Source organism: Paraburkholderia sp. GV068, from assembly GCF_003058125.1.
Classification (GTDB): Bacteria; Pseudomonadota; Gammaproteobacteria; order Burkholderiales; family Burkholderiaceae; genus Paraburkholderia; species Paraburkholderia graminis.
Genome location: NZ_QBUB01000020.1, coordinates 1 through 22,710 on the forward strand (window position 1 = coordinate 1; position 22,710 = coordinate 22,710).

Below are 22,710 nucleotides of genomic sequence, written 5' to 3' on the forward strand. Positions count from 1 at the left end.
GAGATCATCGCCGCTCAAAGCGGCCATTATCCCTTCGTCGAGGTGTATCAATTCCTCAGTGCCGACGGTGTATCAATTTACAGGTGCCGATGACACCAGTGTCTAACAAGTGCGAAGTGGGAACAGGCAGTCGGCCAAGACACGTCCTATATAAGCTTTTGGGTCCCGTACGATGCCGCTCATAAGGGGAGCTGGGACGGCGGTAGCTTTCCGCTTCATGATTTCCTTCTGTCATGCTGCAACCGACTCAACGTTACACAAGGGTACGCAGGTCTGGCAATCGCGCTCCCTCACGAGTACGCGCGCTGGGAGTCATACGAACTGGAACTTGCTCAAAAATACTACGGAGTCGAGATCGACAATCCGATTAACGTCCTCGGGATGATTGAAAACTGGCAAGGCGTTAAAGGTGCAAACTGGTACACCATTCTCGGCAAGCATTATGCGGACAAGCTGGGGGGCGGCAAAGCGATCCGCTCGAAACTTCCAGATCCAGCATTCCACGCTTATGACACTTCAGGTGGCGGAGTATTGATCCGCGCCGGAAAAGAGCCACAAATGGCTCCTGTCGAGGAAGGCTTACCCTCTCTCTATGTTGCGGTCAACGACGTAATCCGCCCGGTTCGGACGACGGAGATCCGCTCTATCGGTATGGGTTCAAACGCCGGGGAGCTTCGCTTTAATCTGCGCTTGACTGACCTCTGGATGCGCCGTTTTGATGCGCCAGGTATCTGGCCACCGGCACACCCTTGACTGCTATCAATTCTTTCTACGAAACGTGGAAGGAGGCATTAGTGTATGGCGATAACTCGCCAGGGCAGCGGGCCGACCGGCATGGAATGACGTTTGTGTGACGACCACTGAGCCTATCGGCCATCGCGTCCACTGCCCTTCTTCTGTCCGCCCTCCGCCTGGATTCTCGTTCGCATTGCCCATGACCTACCGCGCCATTACAGTAACCCTTGACGACATAGGAGGCGTTGTTTTTGAGAAAGACAGGAGTGGCGGCACGGTCGCCACAATGTTTAACGTAACAATCGCTGGACGACGTCAGTACGCCGTGAAGATGGACGGCAAGCCGAGGCTTGAAAGCGGCACGGTAGTGACCGCAGTACTGCGCGACCCGGATAACTGGCAGACACTGGTCGGCTGGGTGGATCACGCGACTGGGCAGATCTGCGGCGTCAATTCGCCCGTAAAGTCTTTGGGTTCGTTTGTCGTTATTGCCGTTATCTCAGCCGCTTTTTCAATTAAGTGGTTGGGTGAAGTCCTCAGTGGAGGCGCCAATACGGTCGGAACCGTCGTTTGCCTTCTCGCGGGTTTGGCGATGAATGCATGGGCGTTCTCCCGTTGGCGGAAGTCAGCGACGGTGTACAAACTGCTGAGGCCATGAAGTTGCATCGCTGCCACTGCGTTGCGCCTGGGGTTTTGCCACCTTTCGGCGCGGAATGGCAGATGTCATCCATAGGCTATTCGAGACAGCGATTGGGAGAATGGCCGTTTTCCCTGCACCGCAGCGGGCGTGCGGGGAAACGTAGGTGAACAAATGTTCGAACGACAGCGAGGAATACATTTTTCCGCGCAGGCCGCGATGAAAGCGTACCAAGGGCAGAGTACTCAAACCCACCCCTCCCTGCCCATACATCACCCGCCTGCAAATTCAGCCATCGCATCAACCACTTGCGCCGACTATAAGAACGTTATCCACAGCAATATGAACAATTTACGTGGATAACCCCGCTCCCCCCGCCGCCTCTTCCCGCGACTGAACCTGCAACACCGCATCGCGCTTATCAAGCAGATGCTGCCGAAGAATCGCGCTGAGCTTCTTGCCGTCGCGCGCCTCGAGCGCCTTCAGCATTTCATCGTGATCGTGAATCGCGCGATCCCACTTCGGAATCTGAAAATTCGATCGAAAGCGCAGCGCCTGCAAACGTCGGTTCACCGACACATACGTCTGGCGCAGCGCGGAATTGCGCGCGGCCTCGTTGATCTTGTCGTGAATCGCCTGATTGCGGCTGTAGTACCCGGCGAGATCGTTCTGCGCGCGACAAGCGAGCATTGCGTAATGCAATGCCTTGATTTCGGCGAGCTCGGCCGCCGTCATTCGCTCGGCCGCGAGTTCGCCCGAGAAAGCCTCGAGACCGCTCATCAGTTCGAAGGTCTCGCGCAGTTCGGCTTCCGACATCTTCGACACCGACGCGCCGCGATTCGGCGAAATCTCGATTAGCCCTTCAGCGGCCAACACCTTCAGCGCCTCGCGCAACGGCGTGCGTGAAATGCCGAGCGTTTCGCACAACTCGCGCTCGTTCAACTTCTTGCCCGGCTCCAATACGCCTTCGACGATAAACCGGCGAATGTGCTCGACCACCGTGTCGTGCAAACGCTGACGCTCCACTTTCGGCAACACTGCCGAACCCGCCGAACCTGCTTCAATTTCAGAATTTTGCATACAAACGTCCTCAGATGCCTCTCCAGCGCAATTTTATCGGATCACCGCCGACAGCGATACAGCGCGGGTAAACACCTGTGCCCGCACGCAATTTTCGCCTTTCGCTCGCGCGACTTCGTCTGATATAGTTTTTTGCATGCAAAATTCAATCGGAGGAGCGTAATGCTGAAGTTAGATTTCCATCCCGCTGGCCGTCACTTCCTGCAGATCCCTGGGCCGAGTCCGGTGCCGGATCGCATCCTCCGGGCGATGAGCTATCCCACCATCGACCATCGCGGGCCGGAATTCGGCGAACTGGGTTTGAAGGTGCTCGACGGAATCAAGAAGATCTTCAAGACGCAGCATCCGGTCGTGATTTATCCGGCGTCCGGCACCGGCGCATGGGAAGCGGCGCTCTCGAACACATTGAGTCCCGGCGATCACGTGCTGATGTACGAGACCGGCCATTTCGCGACGCTCTGGAAAAAGATGGCGGAGAGTCTCGGCCTGAAGCCCGAGTTTCTTGGCCTTCCGGGTATCGAAGGATGGCGGCGCGGCGTTCAACCGAACCTGATCGAAGAACGGCTGCGCGCCGACACGCAGCATTCGATCAAGGCAGTGTGCGTCGTGCACAACGAAACGTCGACAGGTGTCACGTCGGACATTGCTGCCGTGCGCCGCGCAATCGACGCCGCGGGCCATCCCGCGCTGTTGCTCGTCGACACGATTTCGGGTCTCGCCTGCGCCGATTATCGCCACGATGAGTGGGGCGTCGACGTGACGGTGTCAGGCTCGCAGAAGGGCTTGATGCTGCCGCCGGGCATCAGCTTCAACGCAATTTCGCCGAAGGCTCTGGCCGCCAGCAAGCACGCAAAACTGCCGCGCAGCTTTTGGGACTGGAGCGACATCGTCGAGATGAACAAGACCGGCTACTGGCCGTACACGCCGAATACGAATTTGCTCTACGGCCTTCACGAGGCAATCGACATGATTCTCGGCGAAGGGCTCGACAACGTCTTTGCGCGTCACGAGCGTCTTGCCGAGGCGACGCGTCGCGCGGTGCGTGCGTGGGGGCTCGACATTCAGTGCGCCGATCCTTCCGTGTATAGCCCGGTGCTGACCGGCGTGATGATGCCCGAGGGCATCGACGCCGACGCGGTGCGCAAGCTCATCTACGAACGGTTCGACATGTCGCTCGGCACGGGCCTCGGCAAGATGAAAGGCCGCATGTTCCGCATCGGCCATCTGGGCGATTGCAACGATCTGATGTTGCTCGCCACCTTGGCCGGCTGCGAAATGGGCATGCGGCTCGCGGGCGTGCCGCTCGACGAAAGCGGTCTGCCTGCCGCGATGGACTGGTTGAGCGAGCCGACGCAAGCCTCGGGTTTGAGGGCGGCAGCGTAAGCGAGGCCGCATCAATAACAACAAGCAGGCATCAACGAAGTCAGTTCCGTCATGAAGCCGCGCACAGAACGCGGCCCGAACAATGCGATGGCGAGGCGGCGCGTGCCGTCTCGCGACGACGAAGCGCGCCATCTCAGGAACGCCGTCGATACATGCAAATGGAGAGAGACGATGAAGCGGTTTCGTGTGACGAGTGCGACCAGTATCGTTCTATTGATGCTCTGCATCATGTACTTCATCACTTACCTGGACCGCGTCAACGTCAGTACGGCGGCGGCGGGCTTCGGCAAGGAATTCCATCTTTCGCATACGGAAGTCGGCCTCGTGTTCTCGGCTTTCGCGTATCCGTATCTGCTTTTCCAGATCATCGGCGGCTGGGTCAGCGACCGTTTCGGCGCTCGACGCACGCTGCTCGCGTGCGGCGCGGTGTGGGGCATCGCGACCTTGCTGACCGGTTTTGCCGGTGGCCTCATTTCGCTGCTGGCGGCGCGCGTGCTGCTCGGTTTCGGTGAAGGCGCGACCTTTCCTGCGGCGACATCCGCGATGGCGCGCTGGGTCGCGAAAGAAAAACGCGGTTTCGCGCAGGGCATCACGCATGCGGCGTCGCGCGTCGGCAATGCGGTCGCGCCCGGCATCGTCGTACTCGTGATGGCGAACTGGGGATGGCGCGAATCGTTCTACATCTGCGGTGCGTTCAGTCTGTTGTGGGTCGTCGTGTGGGCTTTGACGTTCACCGAGCATCCGAAAGACCATCCGCGTATCACGAAGGAAGAACTCGAAGTGCTGCCCGCGCCGAAAGCAAAGTCGGCGGGCGTGCCCTGGGGCAAGCTGTTTCGCCGCATGGCGCCGGTCACGATCGTCTACTTCTGCTACGGCTGGACACTGTGGCTGTTCCTGAGCTGGATTCCGCAGTACTTCCTGCACAGCTATCACCTGGAATTGAAGAAGTCGGCGATCTTCGCTTCGGCCGTGTTTCTCGCGGGTGTCGTCGGCGACACGCTCGGCGGCATCGTGACCGACTTCATCTATACGCGCACCGGGAGCCTCAAGCGCGCGCGTAGCTGGATGGTGTCGGTGTGCATGTTCTTCTGCCTGCTGTCGCTGATTCCGCTGATGTTCACGCACCACCTGTATCTGTCGATGGCGTGTCTCGCGTCGGGCTTCTTCTTCGCCGAAATGACGATTGGACCGATGTGGGCGATTCCGATGGACATCGCGCCGGACGCCTCGGGCACCGCGAGCGGCATGATGAACACGGGCTCGGCGCTCGCGGCGATCATCTCGCCAGTGGTGGGCGGCTTCCTGATCGACTATTTCGGCAGTTGGGAATTGCCGTTCGTCGGCAGCATGCTGTTGATGGCGCTCGGTGTCGTGCTCGCGTTCCGCATGCAGCCGGAAAGCAAGTTCGCAGGCAATGCCGCGGACAAGGGGCAGGTTTCCACCAGCATGGGCGTGTGAGCGATGCTCAAATCCCCTCACGCCGACGCAATGAAGCCGGGCGCCTCGCCCCTTAGCCGCCTGCTTGCCGATGCCCGCCACGATCATGCGACGCTCGGCAAGCCGCAGCCCAACCTCACGCCCGCCGACGCCGACGCGGCCTATGCGATCCAGCACGAGATTCTGGCGATCGGCGGCGCGCGCATCGGCGGCTGGAAGATCGGCGCCAAGTCGCCAACGGGCCCGATCCAGGGTGCGCCGCTGCCGCGCATCGACTTGCATTCCGACGGCTCCACGTTGCCGCGCGCGGCCTTTGCACCGTTGGGGCTGGAACTCGAAATCGCCTTTCGCTTCGGCCGCCGCTTCGAGCCTTCGGCCACGCCTTATAGCGAGGCCGACGTGCACGCGGCAATCGGTTCGTTCGGCGCGACGATTGAAATTGTCGCGAGCCGTTTCGCCGCGTGGCCCGACATCGACAAGCTCGCGCAACTCGCGGACTTGCAGAACCACGGCGCGCTGATCGTCGGCGAATTCATGCCGTATCACGACGATTTTCCGTTTGCCTCGCCTGCGCTGCGCTTCGATTTCAACGGACGCGATGTCGTCGAACTGACGCCCGCCAACCCGGCCGGCGATCCGCGCCGCTTGCTCACGTGGCTCGTCAATCACGCGACATCGCGCGGCATTGCGGTGACGCCGGACATGGTCGTCACCACGGGTTCATACACCGGCATGTTCTTCCCGCGAAGCGCGGGCCTCGCGCACGGACGCATCGAAGGACTGCCGTCCGTGAGCGTCACGTTGTACTGAACCTTCGCGCGATGCACGCAACGCACGCAACGCACGCAACGCACGCAACGCACGCAATGCACGTAATGCACGCAACGCACGCAATGCACGCAACGCAATAACCATCGACGTTATGACGAATCCCACTTCCGCTTTGCTGGTCAAGCCGATTCATCTTGTGCCGTCCGCCGCGCGTCTGACGAGTCCGCTCGCGCAGCATCTGCGCAAAGCGTTGCGCGGCGACGTGCTGTTCGATGCGGCGAGCCGCGGCCGTTATGCGACCGATGCGTCCATCTACCAGATCATGCCGGTCGGTGTCGTGGTGCCGCGAGATCAGGACGATTTGCGCATCGCGCTGGACATCGCGCGCAGTGAAAAAGTGCCGCTGCTCGCGCGCGGCGCCGGCACCAGCCAATGCGGACAGACTGTCGGCGAAGCGCTCGTGATCGACACGAGCAAGTGGCTCAATAACATCGTCGATTTCGATGCGGACGCACGCACGGTTACCGTCGAGCCAGGCGTCGTGCTCGATCATCTGAACGCGTGGCTCAAGCCGCATGGCTTGTGGTTTCCCGTGGATGTGTCGACGGCAGCGCAATGCACGATCGGCGGCATGGCGGGCAACAATTCGTGCGGCTCGCGTTCGATCGAATACGGCAACATGGTGCACAACGTCGAGGCCATCGACGCGATTCTCGCCGACGGCAGCGAAGCACGTTTCGCATCGTTGCGACAAGTGCCGCAAGGCGCGCGCTTGCAGCAGATACTCGAAGGCGTGAAGCGGATCGCGGAGCGCGAGCGCGACGAAATCGCGGCGCGCGTGCCGAAAGTGTTGCGCCGCGTGGCCGGCTACAACATCGACCTGTTCGATTGTCAGAACCCGCGCGCTTATACCGACGACGGCGTCGCCAACCTCGCGCATCTGCTGGTCGGTTCCGAGGGCACGCTCGCGTTCAGCCGTCAGTTGACGTTGAAGCTCGCGCCGCTGCCCGCGCACAAAACGCTCGGCGTCGTCAACTTTCCGACCTTCTGGCAGGCGATGGATTTCACGCAGCACATCGTCAAGCTGAAGCCGGTCGCGGTTGAACTGGTCGATCGCACGATGATCGATCTCGCGATGAGCAACCCCGCGTTTCGTCCGGTGGTCGCGAAGGCGCTGGTCGGCGAACCGCAAGCGGTGTTGCTCGTCGAGTTCGCCGGCGAATCGCGCGACGCACAACTCGAGTCACTCAGGCAGCTCACCGAATTGATGGCCGATCTCGGCTTGCCTGGCTCTGTCGTCGAAATGCCGGACATGAATGCGCAAAAGGCGCTGTGGGAAGTGCGCAAGGCCGGGCTCAACATCATGATGAGCATGAAGGGCGACGGCAAACCCGTGTCCTTTATCGAAGACTGCGCCGTGCCGCTCGAACATCTCGCCGAATACACGAGCAAGCTGACGGAAGTTTTTCATCGGCATGGCACGGAAGGCACCTGGTACGCGCACGCAAGCGTCGGCACGCTGCATGTGCGGCCGATTCTCGACATGCGCCGCGACGGCGCCGTCAAAATGCGTGCGATCGCCGAGGAAGCCGCGGCGCTGGTGCGCGAATACAAGGGCGCCTATTCGGGCGAACACGGCGATGGCCTGTGCCGCGGTGAATGGGTCGCGTGGCAATACGGCCCGAAACTGAACGAGGCGTTCAGCGAGATCAAAACGCTGTTCGATCCGGACAACCGCTTCAATCCCGACAAGATGGTGCGTCCGCCGAAAATGGACGACGCGCGCTACTTCCGCTTCGCTCCAGGCTATCGCGAACGGCGCATCGACACCGCGCTCGACTGGTCCGCGTGGAATGTGGAACGCGATCCGCTGACGGGCCGCGAGAGCGCGCCGGGCAGCGGCAACGATCTGTCGGGCGGTCTCGCGAGGGCCGTCGAAATGTGCAACAACAACGGCCACTGCCGCAAGTTCGACGCGGGCACCATGTGCCCGAGTTATCGCGTGACGAAAGACGAGCAGCATGTCACGCGCGGACGCGCGAACACGTTGCGCCTCGCGATCTCGGGACAACTCGGCGAAGCCGGCCTTGCCAGCGACGACGTCAAGGACACGCTCGATCTCTGCGTATCGTGCAAGGGCTGCAAGCGCGATTGCCCGACCGGCGTCGATATGGCGAAGTTCAAGATCGAGGCGCGCGCGGCGCGCGTGAAGCGGCACGGACTGACGCTGCGCGACAAGCTGGTTGCCTTCATGCCGCGTTACGCGGCAACGGCGAGCCGCGTGCCGGGCCTCATCGCATTTGCCGACAACGTGCCGCTGCTGTCGACGTGGTTCAAGCGTTCGGTCGGCTTTGCAAGCGAACGGAGCTTGCCGCGTTTCGCAAAACCGTTTCTGTCGAGCGCGAAGCCGACTGTGAACGCGCGCGGCGCGGCGTTGAACGAAGTGCTGCTGTTCGTCGATACGTTCAATAACAACATGGAGCCCGACAACGCGCGGGCCGCGCAGAAGGTGTTGGAAGCCGCGGGCTACACGGTGCATTTCAACACGCGGCAAGGCGAGCGGCCGGTCTGCTGCGGGCGCACGTTCCTGGCCGCAGGACTTGTCGATGAAGCGAAGCACGAAGCGCGGCGCATGCTTGATCTGTTCAAGCCCTACGTGGAGCGCGGCGTGCCGATTGTCGGACTCGAGCCTTCGTGCCTGCTGTCGTTGCGCGACGAATTCCTGCACTACGGTTTCGGCGACGAAGCGAAGCGGCTCGCCAAACAGGCGTTTCTCTTCGAAGAATTCCTCGTGCACGAGCAACAGGCCGGGCGCTTGCAGCTTGCGCTGAAGCCTTTGGCGACGCAGCAGGCGCTCGTGCATGGGCATTGCCATCAGAAAGCATTCGACGCCTTCACGCCCGTGCAAACCGTGTTGAAATGGATTCCTGAACTGACGGTATCGACGGTGGAATCGTCGTGCTGCGGAATGGCCGGCAGCTTCGGCTACGAAGCGGAGCACTACGCGACTTCGCAGGCGATGGCCGAGCTGTCGCTACTGCCGGCGGTGCGCAAAATGGACGCCGGTACGATCATGGTCGCCGACGGCACGAGCTGCCGTCATCAGATTCATGACGGCGCGGGTGTCGAGGCGATCCACGTCGCGCGCGTGCTGGCGATGGCGCTGCAATGACATGACGCGCGCGCTGCGCTGGAGCCCGCTGCTATCAGACCGCCGACATAGCCTGCCGGTACGCGCCCGGCGACACACCGACGCCTTCGCGGAAACGATGGCTCAAGTGGCTGGCGTTCGCATAGCCGCATAGTCCGGCGACTTGGGCGAGCGGCAGCGCGGTGGTGCGCAGCAGCGTCCGGGCGCGTTCTAGCCGCTGCTGCGCGATCCATGCAGCGGGCGGCAATCCGAACGACGTGCGGAACATCCGCGCCAAGTGAAACTCCGACAATGCGGCGACACTCGCGAGTTCGCCGAGCGTGAGCGGCTCGGCGAGATGGTTCTCGATGTAATCGCGCAGACGCCGCCGCGTCCCGACCGACAAGCCGCCCTTCAGCGCGACGCCGCTGCGCCGCACGCCTTGCGCCTGCAGCAGCAGACTCAGCACTTCATGCGCGGTTTCGTTGGTGCGCAGCAAGCCGTCGGCATCGTCCCAATGCTCGTTGGCGAGCGACTGACATAACCCGGCAATGCGCGCGTCTTCGAAATACGTGCGATCGGCGAGCGTCAGCTCGCGCGGTTCGCGGTCGAGTTCCTGCACGGCGCGCTGCGTGAAATGCTCGGGCAGAAAATACAGGTGCATGAAGTGCATATGGCCGCGGACCCACCAACGCGATTCATGATCGCCGGGCAATGCGCACAGCCGGGACGGCGCACCATAACGCCCGGGCATTTTCTGACGCTCCGTGCGATAGCCGCCGTCCAGATAGCACGACAGCGTGTGATGGCCTGGGCGCTCGTAGACGGTTTCCGCGACTTCCGTGTCGCGCGTCCAGACGGCAATCGCGAGACCGTCGCCGAGCCACGCGAAGCGGTCCAGATTCGCATTCGAGGTGCCGAGCGTGTGACATACCGACTGAATGCCGAACGGCGTTTCAGTGGCGTCGATGACGGGGACGGGCGGGCTCGTGTTCACGGAATGGGCGGGTGTCTTTCTTGCGAGGAATAGTCACAAGTATACGACCCGCCGCGCATGACGACACACGCCCCGGCGACGCGCGCCAAAAAATGCGCAATCCTGGACAAGTGCCGCGAGCCGCGCCGACGCATAGTCGAACTCCCGTATCCGCTGCTTGCAGGCTTGACCATGAATCTCTTTCTTTATGCCATTACCGTCCTGATCTGGGGCACCACGTGGATCGCGATCAAGTGGCAACTGGGCTCGGTGCCGCCGCCGGTGTCGATCGCGTGGCGCTTCTGGATCGCGGCCTTAGTGCTGTTCGCGCTGTTGCGCATCATGCGCCGGCCGATGTGGCCGCCGCGCGCCGCATGGCGCTTTCTGTTCGCGCAGGGGCTCGCGCTCTTCTGCGTCAACTTTCTGTGCTTTTACTACGCCGAACAGGTGGTGCCGAGCGGGCTCGTCGCCGTCGTATTCTCGACGGCGCCGCTTCTCAATTCGATCAACGGACGGCTTTTCATGGGGCGCCCGTTGCAGCCTTCGGCGATTGCGGGTGCGATGCTCGGCCTCGTCGGCATCGTGTGTCTGTTCGTCCAGCAGATGAGCGGGCATCTCGGCGATCACGCGGCGTGGCTCGGGCTTGGCATCGCGTTTCTCGGCACCTTGTGTTTTTCGGCGGGCAATCTGCTGTCGAGCCGTATGCAATCGATGGGCTTGCATCCGTTCGCCACGAATAGCTGGGCCATGCTGATCGGCGCGAGCGTGCTGACAGTGGGCAGCGTGGTCGCCGGTTTCCCGTTCGCGATCGAGCCGTCCGCGCGTTACGTCGGCGCACTCGCGTATCTCGCGATCTTCGGCTCGGTGATTGGCTTTACCGCCTATCTGATGCTGGTGGGGCGCATCGGCCCGGAGCGCGCGGCCTATTCGACGGTGCTCTTTCCGATCGTGGCGCTCGCGGTGTCGACGGTATTCGAAGGCTACCAGTGGTCCGCGTTGGCCGTGGTCGGATTGCTGCTCGTGGTGGCCGGCAACCTCGTCGCCTTCGACATGACCCGGCGCATCTTCGGGCGACGCGGCCATTGCACGAACATGAAGGCGTAAGGACATAACGACATAGAGACGACGACGCACGGACGCCGCGTTCATCAAGGCCATCGGTGAGCTATTTCGGGAGCGCTGCGAACCTCAGCGCGCGGGCCCGTGCGGCGAATCGCTTCGGGCTCGTCGCGCGGATCACGAATAGACGGCAACGCGCGATCGGTATATAACAAACGTGAAAGGATCGCTCGTTTACCGAAGCTTCAACGGGGAGATGCATCATCATGACGCAAGACGTAACGCCCACGCCCAAGCCGCCCACCGGCGACCGGCCCGATCTCGACAACCTCGACGCGGCGCTCAGTCACGTGAATCAGCAGGTGTCATCCGGCAGCATTGCGTCGGGTGCCGCGAAGGGCATTCTGTACAGCCTGATCGAAACGCTAGGCACGTTCGTCGGCGATCCCGACTTGCCCGAGCATGCGCGTTCCGGTTACGAAGGCTTGCTCGAAGCCGCCCGCGAACTGCGCGCGAAGCTCGAGCACTGAGCGGACTCTCGCGGCTCGCCGCTTGACCCTTGACGATTGCGGCCGGTTATCGCGATAGAGCCTGTTTGCGGGCCGAATCCGCTTCTGTGATAAAAAGGCGCACTGTTTCCAACATTGCGCCTTTTCCATGTTCTCTGTGTCCGCTATCGCGTTATTAGCCGTCGGCATTGTCGTCGTGCTCATCACGCCGGGCCCCACCAATACGTTGCTCGCGTCGGCCGGTCTGCGCCAGGGCGTGCGGCGCTCGCTGCCGCTCATAGCCGCCGAACTCGCCGGCTATCTCGTCGCCATTTCCGTCTGGGGACGCTTTCTCGCACAGGCCGCGCACGCGCTGCCCTGGCTGCCCGCGCTGCTGCGCGTGGCGGCGGGGACGTACATCGCGTGGCTCGCCGTCGATATGTGGCGCGCGGCCGTCGCGTTGCCGGACTCGACGCAAAAAGCGAGCGGCACACTGCGCCTGTTCCTCGCGACGCTGCTCAATCCCAAGGCGCTGCTGTTCGCGGGCACCATCTTTCCGGCTGCTGCTTTCGTGCTTTGGCCGGCGTATCTGCTGTCGATGCTGATATTCGCGTGCCTTCTCGCGCCGATCGCGCTCGCGTGGATTGCGTTCGGCGCGGCGCTCGGCAGCGGCAAGCTCGGCTGGCTCGATCCGGCGAAGATCCAGCGCGGCGCGTCGGTCGTGCTCGGCGTGTTTTCGCTGACGCTTGCATGGTCGGCGTTGCATTGACGGCACGCGCTGAAGGCGTGCCTATGCGCTCGCTTTCACTTTCGGTTTCGGTTTCACGTCTTCGGCTTCGGCTTCCGCTTCGTTGTCACCCGTGCTGAGCGCTTCGCGCCATTCCGGCGCCGCCGACGTGATCTGCAGATGCGGCGTGCCGTGCCAATCCGCACACCGTTGCAACGCGCGCCGCAGATCGCCCGCGAGCCGCGCGCTTGGGCGTACGCCCGCTTCCATGTGCACCGATTTCAATTCGAAAACGCCTTCTGCGCGGTGCGCTTTCGCATCGACGCGACCGACCAGACGCCCGCGGCTTAGCAGAGGCAGCACGAAGTAGCCGTATTTGCGCTTGGCCGCCGGCGTATAGCATTCGATCGCGTAGTCGAAGTCGAACAGCGCGGCCACGCGTTTGCGATCCCACACGACCGGGTCGAATGGCGAGAGCACCGTCGTCACCGTCGATGCGAGCTTGCCGCTCGCGGCGTCGTCGAGCATGGGGCCGAAGTCGCGATGCACGAACGTGTCCTGCTTCCAGCCGGGCACCTGCACAGGAATCAGTTCCCCTTGATCGGCAAGCGCATGAAGTTCGTCGCGATACGGACGGCGCGGCAGCCGGTAGTAGTCCGCGACCCAGTCGGCCCGCGCGACGCCGAGCGCGCGGCACGTGCGGCGCAGCAGTTCGTCGGCGACGGCCTGTTGCGGCGGCAGATCGCGGGCGTCGTCCCAATGCGGCAACACGCGTTCCGTGACGTCGTAGACGCGCTGAAAATTGCGCCGCTCGGCCACCATCAATTGCCCGATGGCGAACAGCACTTCCAGATGACGCTTCTCCGGCTTCCAGTCCCACCAGCCGTTGCCTTTGCCCGACTCGCGAGCGAAATCCGCCGAGCGCACGGGGCCCGTTGCGCGAATGTGTTCGAGCAGTGCGTCGATGTCCTTGCGATGTTTGTGGTGCCAATCGGCCGCGTATTTCCAGCCCATGCCGCTCGGGTCCAGCATGCGATGGCGCAGCAGCCCGTAGTCTTCGATCGGCAGAAAACAGGCTTCATGCGACCAGTATTCGAACAGCTTGCCTGCGGCGAGATGTTCGTCGAGCCATTGCTGCGGATAGGCGCCGAGCCGGCTAAAGAGCACGAGATAAGGACTGCGCGCGACCACATGAATCGTGTCGATCTGCAATTGCGCCATGCGGCGGATTGCTTCGAGCACGTCGGCCCTGGTGGCCTTGCGGCGCGGCGGCGACAGCAGACCTTGCGCGGCCAGGTGGAGTGTGCGGGCGGCGGAAAGCGAAAGAGTCTTCACGCGGACGTCGTTCAGTAAGTGACTGCGATGAAGCGGGCAGAAAGCCCGCCTGAATCAGCAGACGCTACTGTAGCGTGAATGCGTCGGCGCTGTGGTTGACGTCGTGACGAGCGAAGCGCGCAGTGACAAGCGAAGCGGCGAGCGGCCGCGTTGCTCGCTCCGACGATTACCAGCCGCGGCCGTGATGCTTGTCCCAGCCGCGATGACGGCCGTGATCGTGATGCCAGCGGCGCTCCCGGTAATAGTCGTCGCGATAGCCGTAACCGTAGACCGGCTGAGGCGCATAGACGACCGGCGGCGGCGCGTACATGACCGGCGGCGCGGCATAGACGGGGCCCGGCGTGTTGACGAACACGCCGACGTCGACGCGAGCGGAAGCGGCAGTCGATGCGCAGGCGGCGGCAAGTCCGAAGGCGGCGAAGACGATCGCGCGTGTGTTCATGCTTTTCTCCTGTGTCCCAGCAAGACAATGGCTGTTTCGACGGTCGGCATTCACTGTCGAATGGCTGACGTCTATCTTACGAGGCAGAAAGAAAAGCAGGTGCAACGAGTTGCAGGCGTGTGTAACAGGGGATTACTTCGGAGGGGACTACTTCAGGGCCGCCGCCCCGCGTGTGGCGGCGGCAACGGCCCTTGTATGAGCGCGGTTCAGGCCACGGAGGCGACGGCTTCGTCCGCGGAAACGGCCAGCAGCTGATGAATCTGCGCGACCACGGCCGCGCCTTCGCCGACCGCCGCCGCCACGCGTTTGGTCGAGCCCGCGCGGGCGTCGCCGATCGCGTACACGCCTTTGACGGTGGTCGCGAGGTCGCAAGCCGACGCGCCGTCCGCGCCCGTGCCCGTCAACACGAAGCCCTTCTCGTCAAGTTCCACGCCGCAGGTGCGCAGCCAGTCGGTGTTCGGGTCCGCGCCGGTGAAGAGGAACAGATGCCGCGTGTCGATCTGCTCCGTGCCGTCGGGCAAAGGCTTTTTCAGGGCGACCGCCGCGAGTCCGCTTTCGTCCGCGATGAGCTGGCCGATCTCCGAATTCGGATGAACGACGACGTTCGGCAACGAACGGATACGGTCGATCAGATAGCGCGACATGGTCGCCTCGAAGCCGCTGCGCCGGATCAGTACGTGGACCTTGGCCGCGTGCGTCGCCAGATAGACGATCGCCTGGCCGGCCGAATTGCCGCCGCCCACCAGCACGACCTGCTGGCGCTTGCACAGCTTTGCTTCGACGGGCGACGCCCAGTAGTACACGCCGCGTCCCTCGAAACGATCCAGGCCTTCCAGCGCGGGGCGCCGGTACACCGCGCCGCTCGCGATCACGATGGTCCGCGCGCTGATATGGCCGCCGCATTTGAGCTCGAGCCGGTACGGCGCCTCGCCGCAATGCAGCGCCTTCACATGCACAGGAATGGCGACGTGCGCGCCGAACTTCTGCGCCTGCACGAACGCGCGGCCCGCCAACGCCTGACCGGAGATGCCGGTCGGGAAGCCGAGATAGTTTTCGATTCGCGAGCTCGCGCCCGCCTGGCCGCCGGGCGCGCGGCTGTCGAGCACGATCACCGAGAGACCTTCCGACGCCGCGTACACGGCAGTCGCCAAGCCGGCCGGCCCCGCGCCGACGATCGCGACGTCGTAGACCATGCAGTCGTTCAGATCCGGCAGCAGGCCGAGCGCGGTTGCCAGTTCCGGCATGCTCGGATGACGCAGCACCGAGCCGTCGGGGCAAATCACCAGCGGCATGTCGCCGTCCTGCGCGCCGAACTGCTCGACGAGGCGCAACGCGTCCTCATCGCATTCGTCGATCGTGGAGTGCGGATGGCCGTTGCGCGACAGGAAGCCTTGCAGCATCACGAGCCGTGCGTCGGTACTGCTGCCGATCAGGATCGGCCCGCCCGCGCCTTTCTCGATCAGCGATACGCGCCGCAGAATCAGCGCGCGCATGATGCGCTCGCCAAGCTCGGCTTCCGCCACCAGCAGCGCGCGCAGCCTCTCCGGCGGAATCAGCAACGCCTTGACGTGAGTGAGCGCCATGCCGTTGACGAGCGCGTGACGCCCGGACAGTTGACCGACCTCAGCGAGGAAATGCCCCGGCCCGTGTTCGCCGATCACCACTTCACGGCCGATGCCGTCGCGCTGGGAAATCTTCACGCGCCCTTCGAGCAGCACGAACATGCCCGGGCCGGTGTGGCCCGTCTCGAACAGCAGCTCGCCAGCCTGCCATTGGCCGACTTCGCCGAACTTGCGCACGCGATCGATCTCCGCCGCGGTGAGCTCGGGAAACATCTGGTGCATGCGCGTCGACAGATTGGAAAACGGTGCGTCCGCGACTACCGCATCGGGCTGTACTTCGGGTTCTGCAGTGGAAAGCATCGAACCGCTCCCTCGATGTTCGTTGATTGACTGAACGAAGGCGCGACGGCGCGCATCCGCCAGCGCGCGCGCCAGCGAATGCGCCGCGCGCGGCGTCAGACCGCTTTCGGCGCGATGTGCTCGACGGCGGCTTCGGGTGGCGGCATGCCGGGCAAGCCCTCGACGGGCCGGCCGGAGTCGCGCCAGGCTTCCATGCCGCCGCGCAACGGCAGCACGTCGTCGAAGCCCGCTTCGTTCAACTGCTTGGCCATCCATGCGGCCGAAATTTCATTCGGGCACGAACAGTAGATCACCAGTTTCTGATCGCGCGGATAAGTGGCGACGATCTGATCGAGTTGCCGTTCATCGGCGAATTGCGAGCCGGGAATCACGAACGGATCGAGCTTGCGCTTCTCGTGCGAGCGGATGTCGAACAGCACCGGCGTGTTGCCCGCGGCGACCAGCTCGGCGAGCTCGTCCACTTCGATGCGGGCGGATGCGAGCTTGTTGATCAACTGACGACGGCGAATCCAGCGGTACACCGCATACAACAGCAGCAACGCGATCGCGACCGCGCCGGCGGTGCGCCCGAGACGCCCGGCGGCTGCGAACACCATGTCGATCTGACGCGCGAACAACGCGCCGACGATGAGCCCCGTGCCCGACCACAACGCGGCGCCAATGCTGTCGTAGGTGAGGAACGTGCGGTAGCGCGTGCCCATTGCGCCCGCCATCGGAATCGACACGATCGACAGGCCGGGGACGAACTTGGCGACGGCCAGCACGCGCACGCCCCAACGCCCGAAAAAGCGCTCGGTTTTCTTGACGCACGTGTCACGCGACAGCGACAGACGGCAGATCGTTTTCAGCGTATTGCCGCCGTACAGCCGGCCCGCCAGATACCAGGCGCTGTCGCCGATCAGCGTCGCGAAGATCGACAGCACGAGCACCGGCAGCAATTCCGTGCCGACGGACCCCGGATGCATTGCGGCCATCGCGCCGAACAACACGAGCGACGGCATGGCCGGCACCGGCAGGCCGATGGAGGCGGCCAGCACGTTCACAAAGATGAGCGCCGGGCCATATTGCTCGACGAGGTCATGTAGCATCGACTTACATCCGCGGCCTTTTCAGGCACGGCGCGCAGTAGGGAAGCAAAGGAGAATGGAGCGATTATGGACCATTTTCAAGACGTGCAAAGCCCTTGAAATGCCCCGGTTATTCGGGGTTGGAAGCGCTACCGCCGCGCGGCCCGGATTCTAATAATCAAAAACGATTAAAGCTCGCGCGCTCTGAATAAAATCGGCGCGCGAAGACTGCGGGAAAGACGAGCAACAGAGCGGCGAGCATCAGAACCGCGAGCAACAAACGCCGACTGCAATGCCGGCGAAAACCGCTGCCTACGCGGCGCCCACCGCGAGGCGCCGCGCGTTTGCGTTATTGACGATGATTGTGCTGCTCGCCTGGCAACTCGGCGCCGTGCGCGCGAATCGCGGCAATCAGTTCCGCCGGCGTGATTTCGTAGCGGACTTCCCGATGGATGCCAGGCTTGCGCTCGTCGACTTCGACCAGAAGGATGCCTTTGCCGTCTTCTGTCGATTCGAGGCGCAGCGTGCGCAGTTCACGCCCGGTTGCGTCGTCGTATTCGGTGAGCAGGGCCATTGACCCGGAGGACCCGGTAGTGCGCATCGAAGTTGTCCTTGTTCCGTTGTTGATCGAATCATTGTACGGGCAGCATGACGCGCCGTCTGTCGCGCAATGTTGACGCTTTGGCGATTGCCGGCGCCTCTGCCTGCAAGCCCGAGCGCCGCCGTGCGCGTGGCCTTGCGGGCCGCGAGTCCATGCAGGCAATGACGTTCGCAGTGACAATGAGTTTAACGGAGTCGTCGCGACGACGGCTGCATTTTTCCTGCCCCGTCGCGGTGCAATCGTTCTTCGACGTTGTCATGCGCGTGACGCGCGGTACGGTTAGACGCGACGCGCAACCGCGTGCGCGCTGATCGGCAAAAACGCCCGATGCAAAGCGCACCTGAAGAGATCATGAGGCGCGTGTCGCAGCCTCGGCCCGCAACCCTTGCGCGCCGCGACGCTATAGCGGCGGCCGATCACGCTCGTCACGCATGCGCTCCAACTCCCGCATCTCCGAGGCGCGCAGCGGCGCGTCGGCATCGAGAAAGAACTCGTCGAGTTGCGGCGGCGCGATGGCGGTGCCGCTCAACATCGCATGAACCTGTCCGCGATGATGGATCTGATGCACGAACACATGCGGCAGCACGTTGCCGATGCGTTCGCGTTGCACGCCGATCGACGGACCCCGGTCGATTTGCACTTCGCGCTGCAAGTCGTCGGCCGTCAGCGATTCGCAGAAGCTCAGCAGCGCGTGGTCGCTGTCCGCCTGGGCCTGCCATAGTTGCGCCGCGTGCGGATAGGGCACTTCGTCGTCGAAAATCGTGAGGCCCTGGCCGCCGCCGATCAGCGCGTCGAAGTAGTAGCGGTCCACCAGCAGAATGTGATTCAGCGTGAGCTGCAACGACGGAAAGAAGCTCACCCGGTGCGCGGCCAACGCTTCGTCGCTCAAGCTCAGACACGCGCGGTAAAGGCGCAGGTTGGACCACGCGTTGTTGCGCGCCATATCGCTGAAATGCTCAGACAGCACATCGCGCGGCGCAGCGCCTCGCGAGTCGGAACGAATCATGTCTGCCTCCGTGGATGGTGTGCGCACATCGACCGCTGCGCCTGAACAGCATAGACCGCGCGCAAAAAAAACGGCCCGTCTTGCGACGGGCCGCTAAACGCCGTTGTTACTTGGGTCAGTCCGCCCCATGCATTCATCGGGCACTGACGCATGCATCGTGGGTCGCCAATTCATCGCTGTCGAGGTGGGAGTAATGCTGATCTATCCGATCAATGCGTAAGGTCAATGCGTGAAAGGTCAATGCGTAAAAGGTGCCGGATGCGTCGCGCATCATCTTCAAAAAGACTACACTGCGCCGGTATAGGTCAGCAGACGTGGTTTGCCAAAGATCGCAGCGGTCTGCCTGCGCGAACCGCAACGTACTTGGGCCGATGCAGAAAATCCTTGATCGTACTCAAGAGTCACTCGCTCAGGCGTTTGCCTCGCTCGCAAAAAACGCGAAGCGCCAGCGGCGGGTTTATCTCGCGACAATCGGCTCATTGATGCTGATGGTGGTGATCTTTTCCCTCCTGCTGGCTGTGGTCGCGGGGCTGAAGCAACTGGAATACCGCCGTACGTTTGCCACGCAAAGCGCCACCGACCTGTCGCTACTCCTGCATCGCAAAGAGTCGTTCTTGCGGCGCACCGAATTCACTCTCGACTATTACTACAGCGCGACCCAGGTGCGGCGCGCGCCCGAAGCGGTGGAGCGATCCATCGCGCAGACGGGCGCGGCGCGCGGCAAGGTCGACCGGGTCGACGCGGAATTCGACATCGTCATCGGCCAGGCAACGCGCGCGGCGTGGGGTGCGCAGTTCGGCGACAAAGTCTGGCGGCTGTATGAATCCGCACAATCGACGCTGGTCACGCAGCAGGCGTTCGAACTCGCGCAGCACGCGACGCTGATCGGCCTCGATGAAAATTACGCCGTGATTTTGCCTTCGCTCGCGGATTCGGCAACCGACGTTGGAGCCGGGGCCACGCGGGCGCCGCCGCCGCAAGAGGCGGTAATCGGCACGTTGCGCGACACGATCGAGCATGAGCTGCAAGCGCAAACAGGCAAGCGCGTGCCCGGCAAAGGCGAGCACGTGTGGATCGGACCGTATCGCGATCCGCTGCGCAACACGCCGGTCATCTCGGTGGTGAGTGCCTACTACGAAGGCGACAAGCCTGTCACGCTGATCACCACAAGCGTTTCGCTCGACGTGCTCGCCGCGCGCCTTGCGCCGCCCGGCGGCGCGGGCGCGACTTTGCTGATGGGCCCTGACCGGCGCATTCTCGTATCTTCCGCCGCGCTCAGCGCGCAAACCGGCGCGAGGCTGCAACGGACGATAGCCGCGACCCCGTCTCACGCCTTCCACTTCGGCCGCGAAGGCGCGATTTTTCACGAGCCGTTGATGCCGGGCTTCGGCTCGCTGGTCGGCTACGTGCCGTGGGGCGCGCTCGCCGTGGCGCTCGGCTGGCAACTCGGCGTGATCGGCGGGCTCGCGTTGCTGGTGCTGCTGGCTATCGCGCTGACCGCGCGCTTCTTCGGACTGCGGCTTCTGCGCAGTGCGTTCGCCGAGACCTCGCGCGCGCTGGAAAGCGAGACGCTCAATCACATTCTGGTGAGCGCGACGCCGGTCGGACTGTGCATCGTCCGGCGAAGCGACTGTTCGATATTGACGGCGAATGCACTCGCCACCGAACTCCTGGGTATCGAGCCGGGCACGAGCCGCCTGCCGCCGCATATTGCCGCCGAGTTTCTGACGAAGGTGCCGGAGCAGGTGTCGGCGGCCGCGTTGGCGCGGATTGCCGCTTTCGTCGCACCGGCGAGGCCCGTGCAGGAAGTTCAGCCGGCGCCTTCGCAAGCGTCCTCGGCGCCGGTTCAGACGGACAGCACGCCCGCCCGCTTCCTGCAGTTCACCTATGCGCCCGCTCGTTATGCCGGCGAGGACGTGTTGTTCTGCGCGATCCTCGACGTGACCGCGCAGCACGAGCTCGAACAGCAACTGCGGCAAGCGCAGCAGACGTCGGAAGCGATGATGCGCGCGCGCACGAATTTTTTCGCCGCGATGAGTCACGAAATCCGGACGCCGTTGAATGCGCTGCTCGGCAATCTCGAACTGTTCGCGCGTACGCCTGGGCTCGACGCGCATGCGCAGCGGCTCGCCAGTCTGAACGTGGCGGGCGATGCGCTGCGCCGCGTCGTCAACGACATTCTCGATTTCTCCAAGATCGATGCGGGCGAAATGCTTCTGGTGCGCGCGCCCTTTGCGCTGCTCGACGCATTCGAGAACATCGCGCTTTCGTATGCGTCGATGGCGGGCGATCGGCGCGTGCGTTTCTATTCGCTGCTTTCGCCCGCGATCGATCGCACGGTGATCGGCGACAGAATGCGGATCGCGCAGGTCATCAACAATCTGTTGAGCAATGCATTCAAGTTCACGTCGAGCGGCAAGATCACGCTGCAAGCCGAACTCGCCGACGACACGCCAGGCCACCCGGTCCTGAAGTGCCGCGTCTCCGATTCGGGGCCGGGCATGAGCGAGGAGCTCGTCGGGCGGCTTTTCAAGCCGTTCGTGCAAGGCGAGGCAGGCGCCTCGCGCGGCGCGGAAAGCACCGGCCTTGGACTCGCGATCTGCGCGCGGCTGTGCGAGTTGATGGGCGGCGCGGTGTCGGCGGAAAGCGTGGTGGGCGTCGGCAGCGTATTCAATGTATCGATTCCGCTGGTTGCGTCGCCTGACGAAAAACCGGCGCCTCAGCCGGCAACGCGTGGACCGCTGCTCGCGCTGTTTCCCGATCGCGAGGTCGTCAATCTGCTCGACCGCTGGCTCGAGCACTTTGGCTGGAGCGCGCACGTCGTCTCGACGCTGGCTGACGCGCAGAACTGGCTGCGGACGAACTGCGCAATGGCGCTGATTGTCTCCGACGCATACGATCTCGAGGCGATCGCGAGCTTGCGCGCGTTGCAGCCGCTGAGCGCCGTGTGGATCACTCGCGAGGGCCCGGCGCGACCGCGCGCGCGTGATGAAGGCGTGCTCGAAGTGACCGAATTCAGCGCCACGGCGATTCGCAGGGCCATCGAGCAGGCCGTCGACGGCGTGCCTGTTGCTGCGGTGTCCGCATCGGCGGCAGCGGCGGCATCGGAGATGGACGCATCGAACGCATTGGACGCGGCGCCTGCTCCCGCGCCTTCCGTGGCGACGCATCCGGCGTTGCAAGGGCTCAGGGTTCTCGTTGCCGAAGACAATCCGCTGATCCAGAGCCTGATCGCCGAACAGCTTGCGACGCTCGGCTGCGTGCCGACCATCGCGCCAGACGGCGAACAGGCGCTCGCCACGTTTCAGGCGAAGCGTTTTGACGCCGTGCTCACCGACATCCACATGCCGGCGATGGACGGCTATCGACTGCTTGCCGCGCTGCGCGAGCGGGACCAGCAGGTGCCGGTGCTTGCCTTCAGCGCGGTCGCGGAGAATCAGGAGGCGCATAGCTGGCGCGAGCGCGGCTTCAGCGGTCATGTGTCGAAGCCCGCTTCGTTGAGCGAACTCGAGGCTGCGCTGGTCGCGGTGGCGCCCGTCGCGAAGGACAGCGCGGCGCGCACGACAGGGCCGGCGTCCGCTGCCTCGGCTGCAAGCACACTCACCGTCGATGAGAGAGCACGCTACACCGCGATGCTCAAGGAGCATTTGAAGAACGACTTGCCGCGGCTTCTCGCCATCGTCGATGAAGAAGACCGGGAGGCGCTGGCCGGCTGGGCGCATAGCGCGAGCGGCGCGTTCGTGATCGTGCAGGAGCCGGGATTCGTCGAGGAATGCAGGCAGTTGCAGCGGCTATGCAACGAAAGCGAGAGCTGGACGACGGAGATGGACGAGCGCGCCGTGTCGCTGCACGAAGCGTTGTGCGATCGCTATGGCGTCGACGAAGCGTCGGCGCATTGAGTCGGCGCATAGAAA

At 63.3% G+C, this 22,710-nt stretch carries 17 protein-coding genes and 1 pseudogene; 10 read left to right on the forward strand and 8 right to left on the reverse strand.

The genetic code is table 11. From position 1 onward, the window contains the following. Positions 1–117: 117 nt before the first annotated feature. Both C8K18_RS33420 and C8K18_RS29005 read left to right on the forward strand, forming a co-directional pair. Positions 118–753, forward strand: a pseudogene (locus C8K18_RS33420) (type VI immunity family protein); the annotation flags it as partial. Positions 754–934: 181 nt separating this feature from the next. Next, positions 935–1,393 carry a hypothetical protein gene (locus C8K18_RS29005; protein WP_107710654.1) on the forward strand — a complete coding sequence of 153 codons (459 nt, stop codon included), beginning with the start codon at positions 935–937 and terminating at the stop codon, positions 1,391–1,393. A gap of 330 nt (positions 1,394–1,723) precedes the next feature. On the opposite strand, the gene C8K18_RS29010 is transcribed toward C8K18_RS29005, so the two are convergent. Continuing rightward, complete coding sequence (locus C8K18_RS29010; protein ID WP_006047482.1) at positions 1,724–2,452, reverse strand: GntR family transcriptional regulator; 729 nt, start codon at positions 2,450–2,452, stop codon at positions 1,724–1,726. 162 nt (positions 2,453–2,614) lie between these two features. Here C8K18_RS29010 and C8K18_RS29015 point away from each other — a divergent pair, with 162 nt between their 5' ends. The 4 genes from C8K18_RS29015 to C8K18_RS29035 all read left to right on the forward strand — a co-directional run bounded on the left by C8K18_RS29015 (position 2,615) and on the right by C8K18_RS29035 (position 9,215). Further along, entirely contained in the window at positions 2,615–3,835 is a 1,221-nt protein-coding gene (locus tag C8K18_RS29015) for an alanine--glyoxylate aminotransferase family protein (protein WP_107710655.1), read from the forward strand. Between the two features lie 171 nt (positions 3,836–4,006). Beyond that, positions 4,007–5,293, forward strand: a complete 1,287-nt coding sequence (locus C8K18_RS29020) for an MFS transporter (protein WP_107710689.1) — start codon at positions 4,007–4,009, stop codon at positions 5,291–5,293. Between the two features lie 3 nt (positions 5,294–5,296). Next, positions 5,297–6,082, forward strand: a complete 786-nt coding sequence (locus C8K18_RS29025) for a 2-keto-4-pentenoate hydratase (protein WP_107710656.1) — start codon at positions 5,297–5,299, stop codon at positions 6,080–6,082. 112 nt (positions 6,083–6,194) lie between these two features. Then, positions 6,195–9,215 carry an FAD-binding and (Fe-S)-binding domain-containing protein gene (locus C8K18_RS29035; RefSeq protein WP_107710658.1) on the forward strand — a complete coding sequence of 1,007 codons (3,021 nt, stop codon included), beginning with the start codon at positions 6,195–6,197 and terminating at the stop codon, positions 9,213–9,215. A 34-nt stretch (positions 9,216–9,249) separates the two neighbouring features. On the opposite strand, the gene C8K18_RS29040 is transcribed toward C8K18_RS29035, so the two are convergent. After that, complete coding sequence (locus C8K18_RS29040; protein ID WP_107710659.1) at positions 9,250–10,170, reverse strand: AraC family transcriptional regulator; 921 nt, start codon at positions 10,168–10,170, stop codon at positions 9,250–9,252. Positions 10,171–10,341: 171 nt separating this feature from the next. Between C8K18_RS29040 and C8K18_RS29045 the strand changes: the two genes are divergently transcribed. From C8K18_RS29045 to C8K18_RS29055, 3 genes are all read left to right on the forward strand, one after another. After that, positions 10,342–11,253, forward strand: coding sequence for a DMT family transporter (locus tag C8K18_RS29045; RefSeq protein ID WP_029967329.1), 912 nt, complete (start codon positions 10,342–10,344; stop codon positions 11,251–11,253). Between the two features lie 221 nt (positions 11,254–11,474). After that, positions 11,475–11,738, forward strand: coding sequence for a hypothetical protein (locus tag C8K18_RS29050; protein WP_006047489.1), 264 nt, complete (start codon positions 11,475–11,477; stop codon positions 11,736–11,738). A 127-nt stretch (positions 11,739–11,865) separates the two neighbouring features. After that, positions 11,866–12,465: a LysE family translocator gene (locus tag C8K18_RS29055; RefSeq protein WP_107710660.1), complete on the forward strand. Its 600-nt coding sequence runs from the start codon at positions 11,866–11,868 to the stop codon at positions 12,463–12,465. A gap of 21 nt (positions 12,466–12,486) precedes the next feature. Here the strand turns inward: C8K18_RS29055 and C8K18_RS29060 are convergent, their stop codons facing one another. The 6 genes from C8K18_RS29060 to C8K18_RS29090 form a co-directional block, all read right to left on the reverse strand. After that, positions 12,487–13,758, reverse strand: a complete 1,272-nt coding sequence (locus C8K18_RS29060; RefSeq protein ID WP_107710661.1) for a winged helix-turn-helix domain-containing protein — start codon at positions 13,756–13,758, stop codon at positions 12,487–12,489. A gap of 166 nt (positions 13,759–13,924) precedes the next feature. After that, on the reverse strand, positions 13,925–14,200 hold the full coding sequence (locus C8K18_RS29065) for a hypothetical protein (RefSeq protein ID WP_006047492.1): 276 nt from the start codon (positions 14,198–14,200) through the stop codon (positions 13,925–13,927). Positions 14,201–14,406: 206 nt separating this feature from the next. Beyond that, on the reverse strand, positions 14,407–16,122 hold the full coding sequence (locus C8K18_RS29070; protein WP_006047493.1) for an FAD-dependent oxidoreductase: 1,716 nt from the start codon (positions 16,120–16,122) through the stop codon (positions 14,407–14,409). A gap of 95 nt (positions 16,123–16,217) precedes the next feature. Next, positions 16,218–17,210 carry a DedA family protein/thiosulfate sulfurtransferase GlpE gene (locus tag C8K18_RS29075; protein WP_006047494.1) on the reverse strand — a complete coding sequence of 331 codons (993 nt, stop codon included), beginning with the start codon at positions 17,208–17,210 and terminating at the stop codon, positions 16,218–16,220. Between the two features lie 328 nt (positions 17,211–17,538). Then, positions 17,539–17,790, reverse strand: coding sequence for a hypothetical protein (locus tag C8K18_RS29080; protein WP_006047495.1), 252 nt, complete (start codon positions 17,788–17,790; stop codon positions 17,539–17,541). A gap of 400 nt (positions 17,791–18,190) precedes the next feature. After that, positions 18,191–18,796 carry a DinB family protein gene (locus C8K18_RS29090; protein ID WP_107710663.1) on the reverse strand — a complete coding sequence of 202 codons (606 nt, stop codon included), beginning with the start codon at positions 18,794–18,796 and terminating at the stop codon, positions 18,191–18,193. A gap of 371 nt (positions 18,797–19,167) precedes the next feature. On the opposite strand from C8K18_RS29090, the gene C8K18_RS29095 reads away from it, so the two are divergent. After that, complete coding sequence (locus C8K18_RS29095; RefSeq protein ID WP_107710664.1) at positions 19,168–22,695, forward strand: response regulator; 3,528 nt, start codon at positions 19,168–19,170, stop codon at positions 22,693–22,695. Positions 22,696–22,710: the final 15 nt, after the last annotated feature.